Below are 16,517 nucleotides of genomic sequence, written 5' to 3' on the forward strand. Positions count from 1 at the left end.
TTTCATAGAGGGCAATATTTTACGTGAAAACTGCGCTGAAGGAAAGATGCTTTTTTGACTAATCTGTAAACTTAGTTGCCATCCCAAGTGGAACTATTCGATAACACACACGCTGTTGCGCCTTTTGTCCAAAATTTTTGCCCATCTTGGTTTAAACAGACAATACCATTCCCCGCTTGTGTTGTTGTTTCGACAGGTGTTGCAGTGAGTGTATAGCCTTGATGGTCTGCATCAACAACCAAAGCGACCGTATAATAAGCTGTACCTGTAGCCGGATAATTAGCTGTACCACCCACGCCTGTAAGCGCTGCTCCATTGTAGCTATTATTTGCCAATTTATAACTTTGCAAGCTTCCTGTAACACGCATGAGTTCACTTTGCACATCAGCACGATTGGTTCGCACTTTATAACTGCTATATGAAGGATAAGCAATGGCAGCTAAAACGCCAATGATCGCAACAACGATCATAAGCTCAACCAACGTAAAACCCACTTGTCGTTTATTCATTACCAATTCTCCGAACCACTTGAACCACACTGATTAAACTCGGTGAATGTGGTTTTATTTTTACAACGGACACCTGTACTTGTAAGCAATAAGGTATAGTTTTTAGGATCATCGGTTGTAGCTTTGATTGACCAACTTTGCCCCGTTCCACTGGCTAGCGCTACTGCTGTTGTCGTTGAACCTCCATCCACAACCGAAATTGTGTACGGATACTTTGTCTTATCAGCAACAGTCGTTTGAATTGTAGCAAAGCCCTTATAGCTAAAATTACGCGCCTTAAAACGGTCAAGCAGCACTGCTAAGCGCTGCATTTCCTCCTCAGCCTGTGCTGTACGAGAATGCCGTGCATATTCTTGATAACTTGGTATAGCAATTGCAGCGAGAATCGCCACAATTACCACAACCACCATGAGTTCAATTAAAGTGAAACCTCTAATAGAAGATATATTTTTCATGTAATCTCCTATTTATTCATCTCGTACCAGCGCAGAGTTTTAATCGACCCATTACTAGAGAAAGTTTGACATTCGATATTGTTCTTCATTTCAGGATCTTTACAATTTGTGCTAGATGTCACACTACTTTTAATCTCATTTCCTTTCTCATTTGCAGCACCTAAAGTAGAACCGAGCAAACCTGCACCAAGTTTAATACGATCAGCCCCACCAGCTGCTGTGTTTAATGATGACTGGAAACGGTCACACTTACCTGTAGGTAAACAGAAACGGTATAAGAACGAATCACCTTTAACGCCTGCACCACATGAACTGCCAATCCCCTGTCCATCACGATAATATACATTGGCATATAAAATACTATCTACAGCATAAAGGCCATTCATACCTTTATAAACACCAGCGCCTGAACCAAAACGATATATCCAACCATCATTTCCTGTAACAGGAACACCATTGATATGGTTTTCATTGAGTGACTTCAACTGCACGTTTTGGGTTCTCAATCCTTTAGTCGGGTCAGTGTTCATGGCGTACAAATCACTACGACCGACATCTTTATCATAAATGACAAATACACCATCTTCAGCACTTGCGGTTAATTGGCTATTATTAACACTCACACCAGCAAGTGGATTACTACGATTGCCAGAGGTTAAAGCCACAGCAACAAATAAATGGCCTTGTTCATCTTTTTGCACAGATATACTTGGTATTTCATAAAAACGAGGACTAATTCCATTATCAGCATGTTGACTATTTAATAAAACGACACGCGCATCAATTGCATGGTCACTTTTTGATAATGCATTATTCAAGTCAATACGAAATACTTGCCCGCCCAAATCACCAAAATATAAGTTATCAACAAAACCATCACCATCACGATCAAGCGCATTAATTTGACTGACAACACTGTATTTCAAATTATTGTTTTGGGTAAAAGCTTGCGCCCCCATGGCAGCTGTAGCATTTGCACTTGTCCACCATAAGAGGTCGCCATTTTCGGCATCAAACATATAAATGCCCGCACCTTTTTGATTGGTTTGATTATAATTATCGGCTTCATATCCTACATCATACCCGCCACCAACAATCATGACTAACTTAGATACACCGCCAAACTTCACGCGGGCAATTGTAGGTTTAGACCAACTTTGCCCCATATAATTAAGTGCATCAACATTATTCGATTTAGTCGAATTCACAATATTTGAAGCAGTATCTTTTGGATTAATATGAAATTTCAAAACTGGCTTCTCAATATCAGCCAAGTCTAAAGCATAATAGCTTTGCCCACCCATGCGTAAACCACCATACACATATTGCGTACCATGAATATCTTGGCTGCGGTCAGACGTTCCAACAGTCAAAGATCCATCTTGATTTGCAACATATTTTGTATATGCCACCCAAGGTGCATCTATTCCATAGAACAACTGATTACGTCCACCTGTACTCATCGCTGGGTTCATAAAGGCTTTACGTTGTTGACTACTTTCCATCATTTCGTTTGGTACAAACGCAAAAACCTCTTTGCCATCTTTATCTATAACGTGCAATAGACCTTGGGTTGTACCAAAAAGCAAATAATCTTCACGGTTCTTCGTGCTTAAGTCAGACTCGATTTTCCCGCCTTGGGTTAATAAAATTGGAGTTGAATGCATATCCGCACCTAACTGGCGTAAGGTTGCCGTTTTGGTCGCAAAAAGATCTAATGAATCTGTATTATCTTCAGCAATATCATACCCGAGCAAACTCAACCAATAATTTCGCTGAGGATCATTTTTTAAAGCTCCACCATCTAAAGTCACCGCATTTAGCGTCGAAACTTCAGCTGGATTACTACCAATGCTACGATTAGTATACAGTGTACGATTGAGCAAGGATGTACTACTCATACCCAAATTCAACTGCCCTTTAACACCACCCAACCAAAGACCCGCAGCGCCTGTATTTAGCGTACCATCTGAAAATAGTTTACTCGTGCCATCTGCCCCATATAACTGCCCCTCAATCAATTTATATTTATTTAAATTCCCCAACCAAAGCTGAGTACTATCCTGAGGTGTTGGGGTAAATGATGCGTAATAACCATAAGGTAAAGCACGTATTGGATTTAATGCATCTTGAGGAAGTGTTGGAACACCTGTAGAGATTGGGTCAAATGTAGGCTTCACATCATCTACAAATTTAACGATACTTGTGATTACATCATCTGTAGATTGTGCCGAGTAAAAACCACCTTCGCCATATCCACCAACTCCAGGCAAATTAGGATGCGATTTTGCACCCCAATTACACGCATTTTTCGCATCTACTTGTGCAGCTGGAATTTTTGAACAGTCGTAGTAATCTCGCATTTCTCCCGTTGTAACACCACTATTATTAATATAAGGCAAACGTTTAATTACCGCACTGCGGTCAATATTAAATTCTGAACCAAAACCAACTACAGCGGTTTTAATAGGAATTCCTAATGGGTTACGTTTGGAATCATTTAAAGCTTTTGCAAACTCGCCAATTGCAGTGATGCTGTTTCCTGCTTCAGCGCCGTTAGGTAACCCCCCCTGACTTGGCACACTAAATAGTGAACCTTTATTCCCCAAAGCAGCTTGCATTAAAGGAACAGGATAAGGAGCACTATTTGGGCGACCATCTGTTAAAAAGTATATACCCTGTCCATTACATTGTGCATTGGTTGTATCTAATGGACTCTGATACTCATTTTGATTATTTTGTTTTTTAGATTCGCGAACAGAGTTTAAAAAACCACTATAGCCAATCTCTGCAGCACTACCTGATGCCGGTTCAAGCAGACAAGTCGTACCCTTTGAGTAAAACGCACAAGGTTGTGTAGGTGCACCTTGAGTACCATATAACAAACCACTATTTGCCTGCCAATACGTACAATACAAACCCGACCATTGGGTACATTTGCCAAATTCAGGATACCCCCTCCAATAACCCCCTGTACTCACATAAGCTTCTCGCATGCCTTGAATATTGGCAGTTGTATTTGTCCCCAACATATATGCTGCTACTTCAGCATAGGCATTGGCTGTGGGTGTACCATTTGCTCCATCTAATCGAGCAATTGCATTTTTAATCGCTAAACGCTGAGCATCATTTAAAGGACCTGCAGGCACCAATATTCTACCACTAGAGCCATCAGCAGAAATCTGATTTCCCTTCCTCGTTTGTGTTGAAAACTGACCTAATCCAATCGAAACAGTGTTTGAGTCTAATTGCTGATTATCCATTAAGGTAAACACAGCATCTTTCAAGCGTGTGATACGATTATAATATTTTTTTTGTGGCTTATCGTAGTAATAACAATAATAGCGAGTATAGCGAGGGTTCGTATCTGAATCTTCCTTATCATAACCTACAAGTTTTTCATCATAACTACTAGAAATATCACAAGCTCTACCCGCCATACTTCCTGAAGTATCTAGCATTAAGGTAATTGTAGTTTTTCCACCTGTGGCATTACTATAAATAGAGATGTCACTTGCTTTAACCGTAGTTTGGCAAAGCATTGCCACCATCAAAGCCGACACCGTAAAAGAAAGTATTTTTCCTTGAAACTCTTTTTTCATCACGAATCCCCAATCCATTACGATGTTTTTAAAGTTGGTGCGGCACTTACTGTGTAATCTGCACGCTGAATGTTATATGGAACATTAAGTTGTTTAAAACATGCTCCCACATCATCTTGATTCTTCTTAAAACAGCCTTCTAAATTTGCGTTTGTAACAGCAGTAAGACCTGGTAATACAGAAATCACAGTTACTGTGATTTGTCTTGCAGCAGCAGTAGCATTCGCATTATTGGTTTGCCCTGTACTGGTTCCTACAGTCAAATTAATTAAAGGCTGTGTTGCACCACTCACAAGGCTTAAATAGACTTGTGATACAATTGCAGACCGGCCTGTTGTATAAGATGTCGCTTTACAGAATCCTGCATCACTACCTTGAATTTTAGTATTATCTGAAGAAATTACACTCGCATTTTGCAAGTTAAAGAAATTGGCATTAGCATCTTGATAACAAAAGACTAGTTGATTTTGTGCGTGATCCGCAGAATCAAAATAAGCAAACATGCCATTCGCTGCTAATTGTTTTTCTACTTGAGTCGGATCTTCCACACGAAATAATGCCGTATCAGAGTTTTCAAACATCAGCTGCTGGGCTTGCCCCGCAGTGGCAATATTTAACGACACCAGACTTTGTCGAACCGCTAACGTACCAATAATAATGATCAATAATAAAATCATCAAAACAACAATCAAAGTTGCTCCTTGCTCAGAACGCCGATAAATAATCATGAACGACCTCCTAAAGCATTTCGCATAGCAACAGACTGTATAAGGACTTGGCGTAGGTTTTTCACGCTTGAATTTTGTATTGTAGTATTTAAATTCACAGCCTGATCTAGAACATTAAATGCTTTTTTATTCTTGGCATCTATATTTGAGTCTGCACCAACCGACTGACTTGAACGAGCAAGTATTCCAAACTTTACTCCTAAAATACGTAAAGAGTCTGATTGTTTTTGGAAGTTTTCAATCGTCATATCTTGCAACTGACCCGCTGCATTTTGAACTACGAGCAACACATGAAAATAATCCACGCGTTTCATTATAATTTGACCATTTGCTTTATTAAAAATCGCAACATTATTTGAACGCCCCGCAGCACAAGCCAAACCCAAAGCATTCTCCGCTGTTTCATTCGCTGCTCGATTATTGTCAGCACGAACAAAATATCGTTCTATGACATAAGTTGAAGTATCTTCAACTTTGGTCCCTTCACAATCATATAACCCATTAGTAATTTGTCGTTGGGTTGGCTGATACTGAATAACAAGCTGATCACTACCAACATTTACATTAGATGTATTAGCCACTGCACTCAAACTAATATGATCTTTATCAATACCATGTAAATTGCTATCAGTCAGAACAATACCACCATTGGGTAAAGTATTCGTCATCATTGCAGAGGGATTATTCAAGTTTGCCATTCGAATATTTTTAGTCATATAGTTTAAAGCAAAATTGGCATTATCCTGAATATCAGCTGAGCCTTGTTGTAAAGCTAAACTTTTTTGCCCTGAAAGAAATAACATGGTTGCTGCAGCAATAATAATGAGTCCTAAAACCAAAGACACCATTAGCTCAATAAGCGTAAATCCCAGTTGTGACTTCTGCATGTTAATAAGCCTCCATCACAATACAAGTTGAATTATCCTCATAAGAAAAACTAGAACCAGTACTTCTTGTGCAGGCACTAGTGCTGTCACTCACCGTTGTATCGGTAGGCTGTGTTTTTCCCCACGCCACATAAATACACTGTCGTCCACTCTTAGTTGCAGGACAGTCAATCATATTTAAAGTCATTCCGGCCTGATTCGCCTGTTGAAAAGATTCTCGTACATCAGATCGCGCCTTCTCAGCAGGAGCACAACTTGATGTGTAGCATGTACCACCCGTACTGTTTGCCTGACTCGTTGCTGTATTATTTCTTAATATATCTTGATAAGCCGAGAGAGCATCTGCGTTATTATTCATTCTAATTTTTTCAGCCAAATCACGTGCAACATTCATCGCCTGAATTCGATTAAATCCTTCTGAGGTTGCTTCTACAGCACGCAATTGCAGTGCCACAAAGCCAAGTACAGCAATTGAAAGTAACATAAGCGCAACAAGAACTTCTAATAAGCCAACACCTTGCTGAGTTTTAATTTGCATGACACCCCCCCTCAACTAAAACACCTTGTTGGATTGTTCCTAAGCGTGAAAGTGTAATCGCTTGTGAATACATCGCCTTTGATTGTTCTTGATCGCACAAGACTAGGATCTCATCCTGTGGTAAGACTTGATTAGTATTATTTGGGTCTTGTATCAAACCATCTTGTCCAAATGTAATATTATTTACCTTTGATATTAAAACTGTTTTCCCTACTGGCAACCAGTTCTTACTTGTAGAGCCAAGATCAACCTCTACAGAATTACGATGTAGAATTGCATCTACGCGTGCATCACTCAAGGCAATCGCCAACTCACGGGTACTTTTATTTAAGTTTTGACGTAAAATCATACGAGAGAATGACGGAGCAGCCATCGCAGCAATAATTGCCAGCACCACAATCGTGACCATTAGCTCAATTAATGTAAAACCCCGCAATAGGCGCATTCCCTTTTCCCCAACTTTATATTTTAAAAATTATACTACGTAGCCTAACAATAACGATACAAGACAGATAAAAGGTACAAAAAAGCGGATAATAATAAATCCGCTTTTCTAATCATCTTAAATATTAAGCTTGGGTGACTTGAATTCTCAGCTCTTTAGGTAAACTGAATGTAATATTTTCTTCGCGTCCATCTAATTCTTTCGGCAATTGCGCACCCCAATCTTGTAAGCGCTGAATCACTTGTTTAATTAAAATTTCAGGGGCAGATGCGCCAGCGGTTACCCCAATGCGACTGTCTTTTTTAAACCATTCGAATTGAAGTTGGTCGGCATTATCAACCAAATAAGCATGCTTACCCATACGTTCAGCCAGTTCACGTAATCGATTTGAATTTGACGAATTCGGTGAACCGACCACCAATACCACATCACATTGTGCAGCCAAATCACGCACTGCATCTTGACGGTTTTGCGTTGCATAACAAATATCGTCTTTGCGTGGGCCTTGAATATTGGGATATTTAGCACGCAAGGCATCAATCACTTTGGCTGTATCATCAATCGACAAAGTTGTTTGAGTGACAAAGGCAACTTTTTCAGGGTGCTTTACACTTAATGCAGCTACATCAGCTTCATCTTCTACCAAATAAATTGCACCGCCATTAGACAAATCATATTGCCCCATTGTGCCTTCTACTTCAGGATGACCATGATGCCCAATTAAAATTGCCTCAACGCCTTCTCGTGCATAACGCGTCACTTCAATGTGCACTTTGGTCACTAAAGGACAGGTTGCATCAAAGACTTTTAAACCACGCCGAGTCGCTTCTTGCTGGACTGCTTTAGAAACCCCATGCGCGCTAAAAATCACAATGTTATCGTCAGGCACTTCATCTAATTCTTCAACAAAAACTGCACCACGTTGACGTAAGTCATCGACCACAAATTTATTGTGCACGACTTCATGGCGAACATAAATTGGGGGATTAAAACATTCAAGCGCACGATTGACAATTGCAATTGCTCGGTCTACGCCTGCACAAAAACCACGGGGATTAGCCAATACAATGTCCATAAGGTCCTCAATTTTACACTTGAAAGCAATTTATCTGAAATTCTTGTATCTTCGTGACACAAAGTATTCAGTTTAGACGCACTCTACTTTAAAATAGAGCCGATATTTTATCATATCAGGAAAAATATCATGTCGGGTCTATTGTTTGTCGTTTCTGCTGCGTCAGGAACAGGCAAAACATCACTGGTAAAAGCCCTTCTTGAGCGTGTGAGCAATTTACATGTTTCAGTTTCTCATACCACACGGGGTCAGCGTCCAGGCGAACTCGACGGGGTACATTATCATTTTACCAGTAAAGAAAGCTTTCTTGAGCAAGTCAATCAAGGCGGTTTTATTGAATATGCCGAAGTGTTTGGCAATTATTACGGCACATCTCAAGCCACAGTAAAACAACAATTAGCCAAAGGTCACGACGTCTTATTAGAAATTGATTGGCAAGGCGCAGAACAGGTTCGTAAATTATTTCCTGAATCTATTCAAATTTTCATTCTACCACCAAGCCAATTTGACTTACGTCAGCGTTTGTCTAATCGTGGTACAGATGCAGTTGAAGTCATTGAGCATCGTTTAAGCTGTGCTGTTGCAGATATGCAGCAATACTCAAACTTCGACTATGTGATTATTAATGATGATTTTAATAAGGCGCTTCACGATTTAGATTCTGTCGTGAATGCTAATCGTTTAAGTACCTCACAACAAGCCAATCGTCATCAAAGCTTAATTGCACAATTGTTAAAGCCTGAAAGTTGATTAAAACTTGAGTCTACCTGCAAAGCATTCTATACTTTGCAGTCTAGTTAAATTTAACTGATAAGAGATTTGTTATGGCACGCGTAACTGTTGAAGATTGTTTAGACCACGTAGACAACCGTTTTGAATTGGTTCTTGTGGCAAGTAAACGTGCGCGCCAATTAGCCCGTCAGGGTATTGAGCCAACTGTAGAGTGGGACAATGACAAGCCTACAGTTGTTGCGTTACGTGAAATTGCAATTGGGCACGTCAGTAAAGATATCTTGAAACAACGTGATCAAGACTATCAAACTTCAAGCCTTGACCTTGCACTTTCTGCAAATAGCTTAAACTTAGAAGGCTTTACTTTCTAATTTTTATTGCTACACCAAAAAGCCTAGTTCGTCCAACTAGGCTTTTTTCTTTGCCCGATTGTGATATGCAATAGGCAAAAACAATCTACTTTATTGAAAAATTCTGCGCTTTTGATCATAGAAAATTTGACAATGTAGACAGAATGCTTTTCATTAGAGGATAAGTTCATTTGTTCTTTTATATTTAAAGGTGGTCTATGTCAGGCGAAGACGTCAGCCAAGCCAAGCAACAGCTTAAACTTATTATCGATGAATACTTAAGCCCAAGTGTCGTCGAGCAGGTGCTTGCAGCTTGTGATTTTGCTGACCTCGCCCACAGCGGCGTCACGCGCAAAAGTGGTGAACCCTATATTATTCATCCAATTGCCGTGAGCTGTATTTTGGCACGCATGCGCTTAGACCATGAAACACTCATGGCTGCATTATTGCATGATGTCATTGAAGATACTGAGTTTACCAAAGACGAAATCACCCAAACTTTTAATAAAACCATTGCAGAACTGGTTGATGGTGTTACCAAACTCACCCACTCTAGCGATAAACAAGTGAATAAAGCCGCTTCTTTTCGTAAAATTCTGCAAGCCACTTTACAAGACCCACGTGTCATTATTATTAAACTGGCCGACCGTTACCATAATATGACCACGCTTGATGCACTACGCCCCGACAAACGCGCCCGTATTGCTCAAGAGACTTTTGATATTTTTGTGCCTATGGCGCGCATTGTCGGCATGAACGAGATGGCAGACAACTTAGAATATCTGTGTTATCAAAATCTAGATTTGGACATGTTCAACCAAATTCAGAGCGCGCTTTTAGAAACACGCCCAGCACGCTGCGAGTATCAACAAATCTGGGAACAGAATCTCGCACATTTATTACAGCAATATTTAATTACAGGTCGAATTAAAAAGAAAAACAATAATATCGAACTAATTCGCCGCTTTATTAAAAATCGTATCGACTTACATGACTTAACCCGCAGCCATTCTTTTGACATTATCTTAAATAGTATTGCCGATTGTGATCGTTTAATTGATATCCTCAAAGAAAGTTTTAGCGTTTTACTCTATGAAGACCATATTCGCCGTCCACTACCCGGTGGCAATCAATCACTCAAAATGATTTTAAAAGGTGAAGAAACTTTTCTATCCTTAACTATTCAAACTGAACTTATGCGTAAAGCCGCACGTTTTGGTGTGGTATTAGGGGAAAATGCACCTCAGGCTTGCCGTTCCGCTATTCAAGCATCTATGAAGAATTTAGATACGTTAATGGATGGTGAATGTGCAAAAACCACATTTAATGATCTGCTTGATTACTTGCACCAAGAAAAAATTTGGGTTTACACCCCACATGGGCAATTACACGAATTGCCACAAGGTGCAACGGTAATTGACTTTGCTTACGCAGCAAGCCTGTTCTTAGGCAACCATGCTATTGGGGCAAAAATTGATGGTGAAACTAAACCACTTTCAACCCCACTTAATAACGGGCAAGTGGTTGAAGTCATCACCGATGTATTGGCAACTCCAAATCCTGACTGGCTCAGTTTTATTAATACACAAAAAGCCCGCCGCGCCATCCAAAATATTTTGCGAGAACAAGATATTGATGAACAGCGCATGGTGGGTGAACAAGCGCTCAACCGTGCTTTAAAATTGTTCCATATCTCATCACGTGAACTTTCTAATGAAGACTGGCAAAATATTCTAACGTGGCGTCATGTGCCAAATAAAAATGATCTGTTTGAGCAAATAGCGATAGGTGATTTACTTCCACAATTGGTCGCCAATCATTTATTTGCGCTTGAAACGCATAGCAGCAAAGATAGCCATGCATCACATCGCCTCATTCAAGGCACAGATGGTATAGATGTCAAATATGCACGTTGCTGTAACCCCGTGCTTGGCGACCCAATTCAAGGGCATTTATCGCGCCGTGGTTTAATTGTACATCGGGCGCGCTGCCATAATTTGTTGCATGAACAACATTTGCATCCTGAAAATATCATGCTGCTACAATGGAATACCGAAGACACAGAAGATGTCAGTTTTACTGCATATTTATCGATTGATATGGATCTTAATGATGAGCAAATCTCTGAGTTGATTTACCAATGCCGTAAAGCCAAAACAGGTGTGGAAATGGTGCATGCACAAGACAACAAAACCTATGTCAATATTGTGGTCAATAACCGTCTGCAAATTGCCGAAATCATTCGTGAGCTACGCATGCTATTCGGTTTCCCTCGTATTTTACGCCTTGATACTGCTGTTCAAATGAATCAGACCAGCCCTGTCATCTAATGTGAATAATTTACTCTGCTTGCATAAATTTATGTTATATATAGACAAAGCCTCTAATATTTAAACCCAAAAAGCGATCAAAATTCTGATTGCCCCTTTACGTTGTTTAAGTATTTTGGACCCTCTATTTATAAGGAGTTTGATTATGTCACGCCAAGTGATTCATACTGAAAATGCACCTGCTGCAATTGGAACCTACTCTCAAGCTATTCTTGCAGGCAATACACTCTATTTGTCTGGGCAAATTGGCTTAGATCCATATAGTATGGAATTGGTTGATGGCATTGAAGCCCAAATTCGCCGCGTTTTTGATAACGTCAAAGCCGTTTGTGAAGCTGCGAATGGATCACTTGCAGATATTGTCAAACTGAATATCTTTTTAACTGATCTTTCACATTTTCAATTGGTCAACCAAATTATGGGTGAATATTTCGCTCAGCCTTACCCTGCGCGAGCTGCTCTTGGCGTTGCAAGCTTACCTAAAGGTGCTTTGGTTGAAATGGATGGCATTGTTGTTATCTGATTTAATTGATGTTTTTAAAACCACCGATTAGGTGGTTTTTTTTCATTCAAAAACTCAATCAACAATCCTTGTTTTTGAAAATGATTTTAATTGACAAACGATAACAATTATCACTAATATCAATCATCGTATTTATTTTATCCAAAGGTACATCTATGTACGTTTGCTTATGTCGTGGCATTACCGACCAAGATATTAAAGATGCTATTGCCAATGGTGCAGAAAGTTTTCGTGACGTCCGTGAATTGCTTGACTTGGGCACTTGTTGCGGCCGCTGTGCACCGGAAGCACGCGACATTATTCATGAAGAACTTGCACAAATTGCAGCACGAATTTCTTTTGCAGCCTAAATTTTAATTTAAGCTTATTGCGGTCGCAGTGATTTGCTCAGTTCTTTTCAATCTTCCACCCATAACAACTTCTCTTGTTTTACGATCAAAATCAAATATATAAAATAGTGTATGTGATTGTGATTTTCATTTGCCGTTCTATAAACTTCTCGCAGATTTGAACCGAATTCGTTAAGATAACCGCTTAATTGGTCAGTAGATTTATTTTGGCGGAGATATCGGCAATGAAAGGCAATCGTGAAGTTATTCAACAGCTCAATCAAGTGCTGTATCACCACCTCACCGCAATTAACCAATATTTTTTACATTCACGTATGTTCAATGATTGGGGCATTGAAAAATTAGGCTCGGCTGAATACAAAGAGTCGATTCGCCAAATGAAACATGCCGATAAAATTATCGAACGTATTTTATTTTTAGAAGGTTTACCAAATTTACAACATTTGGGTAAGCTTTATATTGGGCAACATACCCTTGAAGTGTTGAATTGTGATGTGCGTAAAGTCAATGAAAATATTGAAGCACTCCAAGCAGCAGTAACACTTGCAGAACAACAGCAAGATTATGTCAGCCGTGATTTAGTTCAAGAAATTTTAGAGTCTGAAGAAGAATATTTAGACTGGGCAAGTACCCAAATTGACTTGGCTGCAACCGTTGGCACTGAAAACTTTATTCAAAGCAATATTGAAAAATAATTCTGTTTAGCAACAAAAAAAGCAGTTCATTAGAGCTGCTTTTTTTATTGCCCAATTAATTTTAATGTACCAGCGCTGCCCCGCTTACAGCCACCAAAGGTAAGGCTTTACCATTATGATCTTTATTTTCTAATAAATCGCTTGCGCTATGCTCGACATGATATAAACCACGAATCAGTTGCAGTTGATGCATCGCTTCTGACATTTTTCCATTAAAAGCCAAGAGCTGTGCATATTTATACAAATCATAATACGTTGGGGTAATTACCACCGCACGATGATAATCGGCAATTTGTGCATCAGATAAATGACTAAAACGATTTAAGGTATACCACTCGGCGCGGTGGGTAAACTGATCGAGTATATAAACAGACTGTGCTTGTTGAAGAACTAAACCTTGATCTGAATGTTTATGTGCGACATTTAATACATCAATTGCTTTTAAGTAATCGCGCCAAATCAGACCATACAGTAAAATTCCAATAACCAGAACAGTTGTGGTCAACCCCGATTTAATTTCAATGCTTGCCAATTTATAATTCGGTGCTTGTGCTAGTCCAAGTAAAAAACCAACAGGCAATAAGAAATAGGCATAATTTTGTGGAAATTCAAACATGGCATGAATGAGCACACAACCTACAGTTGCAAGCGCAACAACTGACTCTAAACTGCGTTGTTTAGCAAGCTGATACAACCACCAAACTGCATAAGCAACAATGGCCGCCCCAATAACAACACCATTCCATACCAACATTTCAAGCACCCAATTATGTGCGCTATTGGTACGTTCGTTATGCGTTAAAAAATCTGCACCTGCAAGTTGCGCCACACTGGTTTGATTCCAACCATAACCAACCCATGGATGCTGCTTAATCGCATAGATCATTTGCATCCAAATATTAAAGCGTGAGTGACTTGAACTTGCACGCTCAATCACATCACCCATTGTTGAATGCGATAGTCCCCACTGTACCAAAACCCCATTTAAAATAGGAACAAGTAGTAAACAGGCAATGTATCCAATGACCCAAGCAAACAAGTGCGTTAGCTTAAAGCGCTTTAAACTATGCCGCTTCCAAATAAAATAGGCACTAAGTACGACACATGCGACCCATGGTGTACGTGATTGACTTAAGGCAATGGTAAAAATGAGTAATGCTGCACCCAATCCAAGCAACCACGTGGGTAAACGGCGCTGTTCAAATAAATATAAACAACCCATCAAGCTCATCATTAAAAAAGTCGCCATGTTGTTTGGCTGGGCAAAGTTAGCATACGGACGGTTGCCACGTAATTGCATCATCCACTGCGAAAAAGCAGCATCTAAATGTAGCCACTGTAAAAAAGCGATCCCAACTGAAATTAAGCCCACTAAAAAAGTGAGTAAGCAAAAGCCCGACATGATTTTCTGACGTTGCTGAGGCGACTGACTCAAGTTGTAACCTAAAATTACCATACTCATAAACGCAAAGAGATATACGCAAGATAACAGAGCTTTATTCCAATATAATTCGATGCCAAAACCCCATTGCAATAATGGAATGAAGCTCATCAACAATAACGGCAATTGCTGTTTAGGAAACCTTAACGGTTGCTCTATATAAGCTCCCAATAAGCATAAAGCTGCGGCATAAGCCAACAATTCACTTGAAAAAGTTAGCCACGGCGTATAGTGAAATGGGGAAAGCCAAGACAAGCCCAATAAAAATGCGGCAATCAGCAATAGATATCGTTGCATGGAAAATGCACAAACAGAAAAATAAAGCGCATAGTATAAAGGATCAAAATTAAATCAGCACCGAGTTTTATTGCGATATCGTGACCTTTGACAAAGCTTGTAAAACTGGTTACAAAATAATAAGCCGTATAGCAGACTAAATAAAAATGAGGAGAGCAGAATGATCAATATATCGACCGCCCCCACTACACCCTTACAAGAAATTCCATTACGTGTTGCAGAAATTGGACGTGGCACAACCATTAAACGTGCCTTACCATCACGCCAAAAAAGAATGATCGGTGCATGGTGCTTTTTAGATCATGCTGGCCCTGCTCAGTTCGAACCAGGACAAGGCTTAGATGTTGGGCCACACCCTCATATTGGGCTGCAAACCTTCACTTGGATGATTGAAGGTACGCTCATGCACCATGACAGTATTGGTTCAGAACAACTGATTCGCCCCAAACAAGTCAATTTAATGACTGCAGGACACGGTATTTCACATACCGAAGTTGCACCTAGCGATGAAACAAAATTACATGCTGCACAGCTTTGGATTGCTCTGCCTGCACATTTAAGAAATATGCCACCTCAATTTCAACATTATCCGAAATTGCCAACCCAATTACATGACCAACTCTTATTTAGTATTTTGGTCGGAGAATTTTTAGGAGAAACATCACCTGTAGAAGTGCATAGCCCACTGCTTGCCGTCGATATTCATTCAACCCAAAATGCTATAACCACCTTAACGCTAAAACCCGATTTTGAATATGCACTACTATTGCTTGAAGGCTCTGCAAAAGTGAATGGACAAGTGCTCCATATGGAAAATATGTTTGTACGTCCAATCGGCGACCAAGCTTTACAGCTTGAACTTGCAGACAACAGCCGTGTACTTTTGATTGGCGGCGAACCTTTTGAAAAACCTGTATTACTTTGGTGGAATTTAGTCGGTATAACCGAAGATGAACTCAAACAAGCCAATCAAGACTGGATCGATCAACACCCACGTTTTGGCAGTATTCCAAGTTATTCTGGGGCGCGTTTAACAGCACCACCTTTTCCTGCACATATTAAGGAGTCTACGTAATGAAAATTGGTCGTAGCATCATTGAATCAACAACACAGCAATGGACAGGCTTAATTCATGCGGGAAAATCAAAACATCAACTGATCATTGACGAACCACTGCATCTTGACGGTCAAGACCAAGGTCCCGCACCTTATGATTTACTGTGTTCCGCTTTAGCCTCTTGCACCATGATTACCTTACGCATGTACGCTAAACACAAAGCAATTGACCTTGGAAAATTTTGGGTTGAAGCCAGTTTTCAAATCGATCAGCAACAACACGAATCTATTCAGCGTTTATTACAATTTGAAAATGAACCAAACGATGAACTGAAACAAAAACTACTGGCCATTTGTGAAAAAACACCTGTAACCAAAACGTTATTACGCAGTGTCGATATTCATACCGAATTTAAGTTGGCATAAACAGGAATAACAATGAAATTACAGATTATTGTCGGCAGTGTTCGCGAAGGTAGAACCACCATTAAAGTTGCCACATGG

17 protein-coding genes are annotated in these 16,517 nt (G+C 39.8%); 8 read left to right on the forward strand and 9 right to left on the reverse strand.

The features are described 5' to 3' along the window. Window positions 1–71: 71 nt before the first annotated feature. The 8 genes from FXN70_RS05665 to ispH form a co-directional block, all read right to left on the reverse strand. Complete coding sequence (locus FXN70_RS05665; RefSeq protein ID WP_324646500.1) at window positions 72–509, reverse strand: type IV pilin protein; 438 nt, start codon at window positions 507–509, stop codon at window positions 72–74. After that, window positions 509–964 carry a type IV pilin protein gene (locus FXN70_RS05670; RefSeq protein WP_324646501.1) on the reverse strand — a complete coding sequence of 152 codons (456 nt, stop codon included), beginning with the start codon at window positions 962–964 and terminating at the stop codon, window positions 509–511. The genes FXN70_RS05665 and FXN70_RS05670 overlap by 1 nt, the downstream gene beginning before the upstream one ends. Window positions 965–972: 8 nt before the next feature. Beyond that, window positions 973–4,566, reverse strand: a complete 3,594-nt coding sequence (locus tag FXN70_RS05675; protein ID WP_324646502.1) for a PilC/PilY family type IV pilus protein — start codon at window positions 4,564–4,566, stop codon at window positions 973–975. Window positions 4,567–4,583: 17 nt separating this feature from the next. Further along, window positions 4,584–5,294, reverse strand: coding sequence for a pilus assembly protein PilX (locus FXN70_RS05680; RefSeq protein WP_324646503.1), 711 nt, complete (start codon window positions 5,292–5,294; stop codon window positions 4,584–4,586). Next, window positions 5,291–6,181: a PilW family protein gene (locus tag FXN70_RS05685; protein ID WP_324646504.1), complete on the reverse strand. Its 891-nt coding sequence runs from the start codon at window positions 6,179–6,181 to the stop codon at window positions 5,291–5,293. Before FXN70_RS05685 ends, FXN70_RS05680 begins: the two co-directional genes overlap by 4 nt. 1 nt (window position 6,182) lies before the next feature. Continuing rightward, complete coding sequence (gene pilV / locus FXN70_RS05690; protein WP_324646505.1) at window positions 6,183–6,719, reverse strand: type IV pilus modification protein PilV; 537 nt, start codon at window positions 6,717–6,719, stop codon at window positions 6,183–6,185. Then, a complete protein-coding gene (locus tag FXN70_RS05695; protein ID WP_324646506.1) occupies window positions 6,709–7,164 on the reverse strand; it encodes a prepilin-type N-terminal cleavage/methylation domain-containing protein in 456 nt (151 codons plus the stop codon). Before FXN70_RS05695 ends, pilV begins: the two co-directional genes overlap by 11 nt. A gap of 124 nt (window positions 7,165–7,288) precedes the next feature. After that, window positions 7,289–8,239: a 4-hydroxy-3-methylbut-2-enyl diphosphate reductase gene (gene ispH / locus FXN70_RS05700; RefSeq protein WP_324646507.1), complete on the reverse strand. Its 951-nt coding sequence runs from the start codon at window positions 8,237–8,239 to the stop codon at window positions 7,289–7,291. A 129-nt stretch (window positions 8,240–8,368) separates the two neighbouring features. On the opposite strand from ispH, the gene gmk reads away from it, so the two are divergent. The 6 genes from gmk (at window position 8,369) to bfr (ending at window position 13,219) form a co-directional block, all read left to right on the forward strand. Then, window positions 8,369–8,989, forward strand: a complete 621-nt coding sequence (gmk, locus tag FXN70_RS05705) for a guanylate kinase (protein ID WP_324646508.1) — start codon at window positions 8,369–8,371, stop codon at window positions 8,987–8,989. 74 nt (window positions 8,990–9,063) lie between these two features. Next, entirely contained in the window at window positions 9,064–9,342 is a 279-nt protein-coding gene (gene rpoZ / locus FXN70_RS05710) for a DNA-directed RNA polymerase subunit omega (protein ID WP_324646509.1), read from the forward strand. Window positions 9,343–9,539: 197 nt separating this feature from the next. Next, window positions 9,540–11,651, forward strand: a complete 2,112-nt coding sequence (locus FXN70_RS05715) for a RelA/SpoT family protein (protein WP_324646510.1) — start codon at window positions 9,540–9,542, stop codon at window positions 11,649–11,651. Window positions 11,652–11,796: 145 nt separating this feature from the next. After that, window positions 11,797–12,174: a RidA family protein gene (locus FXN70_RS05720; RefSeq protein ID WP_324625469.1), complete on the forward strand. Its 378-nt coding sequence runs from the start codon at window positions 11,797–11,799 to the stop codon at window positions 12,172–12,174. A gap of 155 nt (window positions 12,175–12,329) precedes the next feature. Continuing rightward, window positions 12,330–12,524, forward strand: coding sequence for a bacterioferritin-associated ferredoxin (locus FXN70_RS05725; RefSeq protein ID WP_324646511.1), 195 nt, complete (start codon window positions 12,330–12,332; stop codon window positions 12,522–12,524). Window positions 12,525–12,748: 224 nt separating this feature from the next. After that, a complete protein-coding gene (gene bfr / locus FXN70_RS05730) occupies window positions 12,749–13,219 on the forward strand; it encodes a heteropolymeric bacterioferritin subunit Bfr (RefSeq protein WP_324646512.1) in 471 nt (156 codons plus the stop codon). Window positions 13,220–13,280: 61 nt separating this feature from the next. On the opposite strand, the gene FXN70_RS05735 is transcribed toward bfr, so the two are convergent. After that, a complete protein-coding gene (locus FXN70_RS05735; RefSeq protein WP_324646513.1) occupies window positions 13,281–14,957 on the reverse strand; it encodes a PglL family O-oligosaccharyltransferase in 1,677 nt (558 codons plus the stop codon). A gap of 160 nt (window positions 14,958–15,117) precedes the next feature. Between FXN70_RS05735 and FXN70_RS05740 the strand changes: the two genes are divergently transcribed. Then, window positions 15,118–16,032 (forward strand): pirin family protein, encoded by a 915-nt coding sequence (locus FXN70_RS05740; protein WP_420714376.1) that lies wholly within the window; start codon window positions 15,118–15,120, stop codon window positions 16,030–16,032. Continuing rightward, a complete protein-coding gene (locus FXN70_RS05745; RefSeq protein WP_324646514.1) occupies window positions 16,032–16,439 on the forward strand; it encodes an OsmC family protein in 408 nt (135 codons plus the stop codon). The genes FXN70_RS05740 and FXN70_RS05745 overlap by 1 nt, the downstream gene beginning before the upstream one ends. Window positions 16,440–16,517 lie beyond the last annotated feature (78 nt).

Origin of the sequence: Acinetobacter sp. MD2 (assembly GCF_035615575.1) — a bacterium.
In the GTDB taxonomy this organism is placed as follows: Bacteria; Pseudomonadota; Gammaproteobacteria; order Pseudomonadales; family Moraxellaceae; genus Acinetobacter.

Excerpts from the sequence above, each read along its gene's own strand:
- FXN70_RS05665 (WP_324646500.1), bottom strand. The coding sequence starts at position 509 with ATGAATAAACGACAAGTGGGTTTTACGTTGGTTGAGCTTATGATCGTT.
- FXN70_RS05670 (WP_324646501.1), bottom strand. The coding sequence starts at position 964 with ATGAAAAATATATCTTCTATTAGAGGTTTCACTTTAATTGAACTCATG.
- FXN70_RS05675 (WP_324646502.1), bottom strand. The coding sequence starts at position 4,566 with ATGAAAAAAGAGTTTCAAGGAAAAATACTTTCTTTTACGGTGTCGGCT.
- FXN70_RS05680 (WP_324646503.1), bottom strand. The coding sequence starts at position 5,294 with ATGATTATTTATCGGCGTTCTGAGCAAGGAGCAACTTTGATTGTTGTT.
- FXN70_RS05685 (WP_324646504.1), bottom strand. The coding sequence starts at position 6,181 with ATGCAGAAGTCACAACTGGGATTTACGCTTATTGAGCTAATGGTGTCT.
- pilV (WP_324646505.1), bottom strand. The coding sequence starts at position 6,719 with ATGCAAATTAAAACTCAGCAAGGTGTTGGCTTATTAGAAGTTCTTGTT.
- FXN70_RS05695 (WP_324646506.1), bottom strand. The coding sequence starts at position 7,164 with ATGCGCCTATTGCGGGGTTTTACATTAATTGAGCTAATGGTCACGATT.
- ispH (WP_324646507.1), bottom strand. The coding sequence starts at position 8,239 with ATGGACATTGTATTGGCTAATCCCCGTGGTTTTTGTGCAGGCGTAGAC.
- gmk (WP_324646508.1), top strand. The coding sequence starts at position 8,369 with ATGTCGGGTCTATTGTTTGTCGTTTCTGCTGCGTCAGGAACAGGCAAA.
- rpoZ (WP_324646509.1), top strand. The coding sequence starts at position 9,064 with ATGGCACGCGTAACTGTTGAAGATTGTTTAGACCACGTAGACAACCGT.
- FXN70_RS05715 (WP_324646510.1), top strand. The coding sequence starts at position 9,540 with ATGTCAGGCGAAGACGTCAGCCAAGCCAAGCAACAGCTTAAACTTATT.
- FXN70_RS05720 (WP_324625469.1), top strand. The coding sequence starts at position 11,797 with ATGTCACGCCAAGTGATTCATACTGAAAATGCACCTGCTGCAATTGGA.
- FXN70_RS05725 (WP_324646511.1), top strand. The coding sequence starts at position 12,330 with ATGTACGTTTGCTTATGTCGTGGCATTACCGACCAAGATATTAAAGAT.
- bfr (WP_324646512.1), top strand. The coding sequence starts at position 12,749 with ATGAAAGGCAATCGTGAAGTTATTCAACAGCTCAATCAAGTGCTGTAT.
- FXN70_RS05735 (WP_324646513.1), bottom strand. The coding sequence starts at position 14,957 with ATGCAACGATATCTATTGCTGATTGCCGCATTTTTATTGGGCTTGTCT.
- FXN70_RS05740 (WP_420714376.1), top strand. The coding sequence starts at position 15,118 with ATGATCAATATATCGACCGCCCCCACTACACCCTTACAAGAAATTCCA.
- FXN70_RS05745 (WP_324646514.1), top strand. The coding sequence starts at position 16,032 with ATGAAAATTGGTCGTAGCATCATTGAATCAACAACACAGCAATGGACA.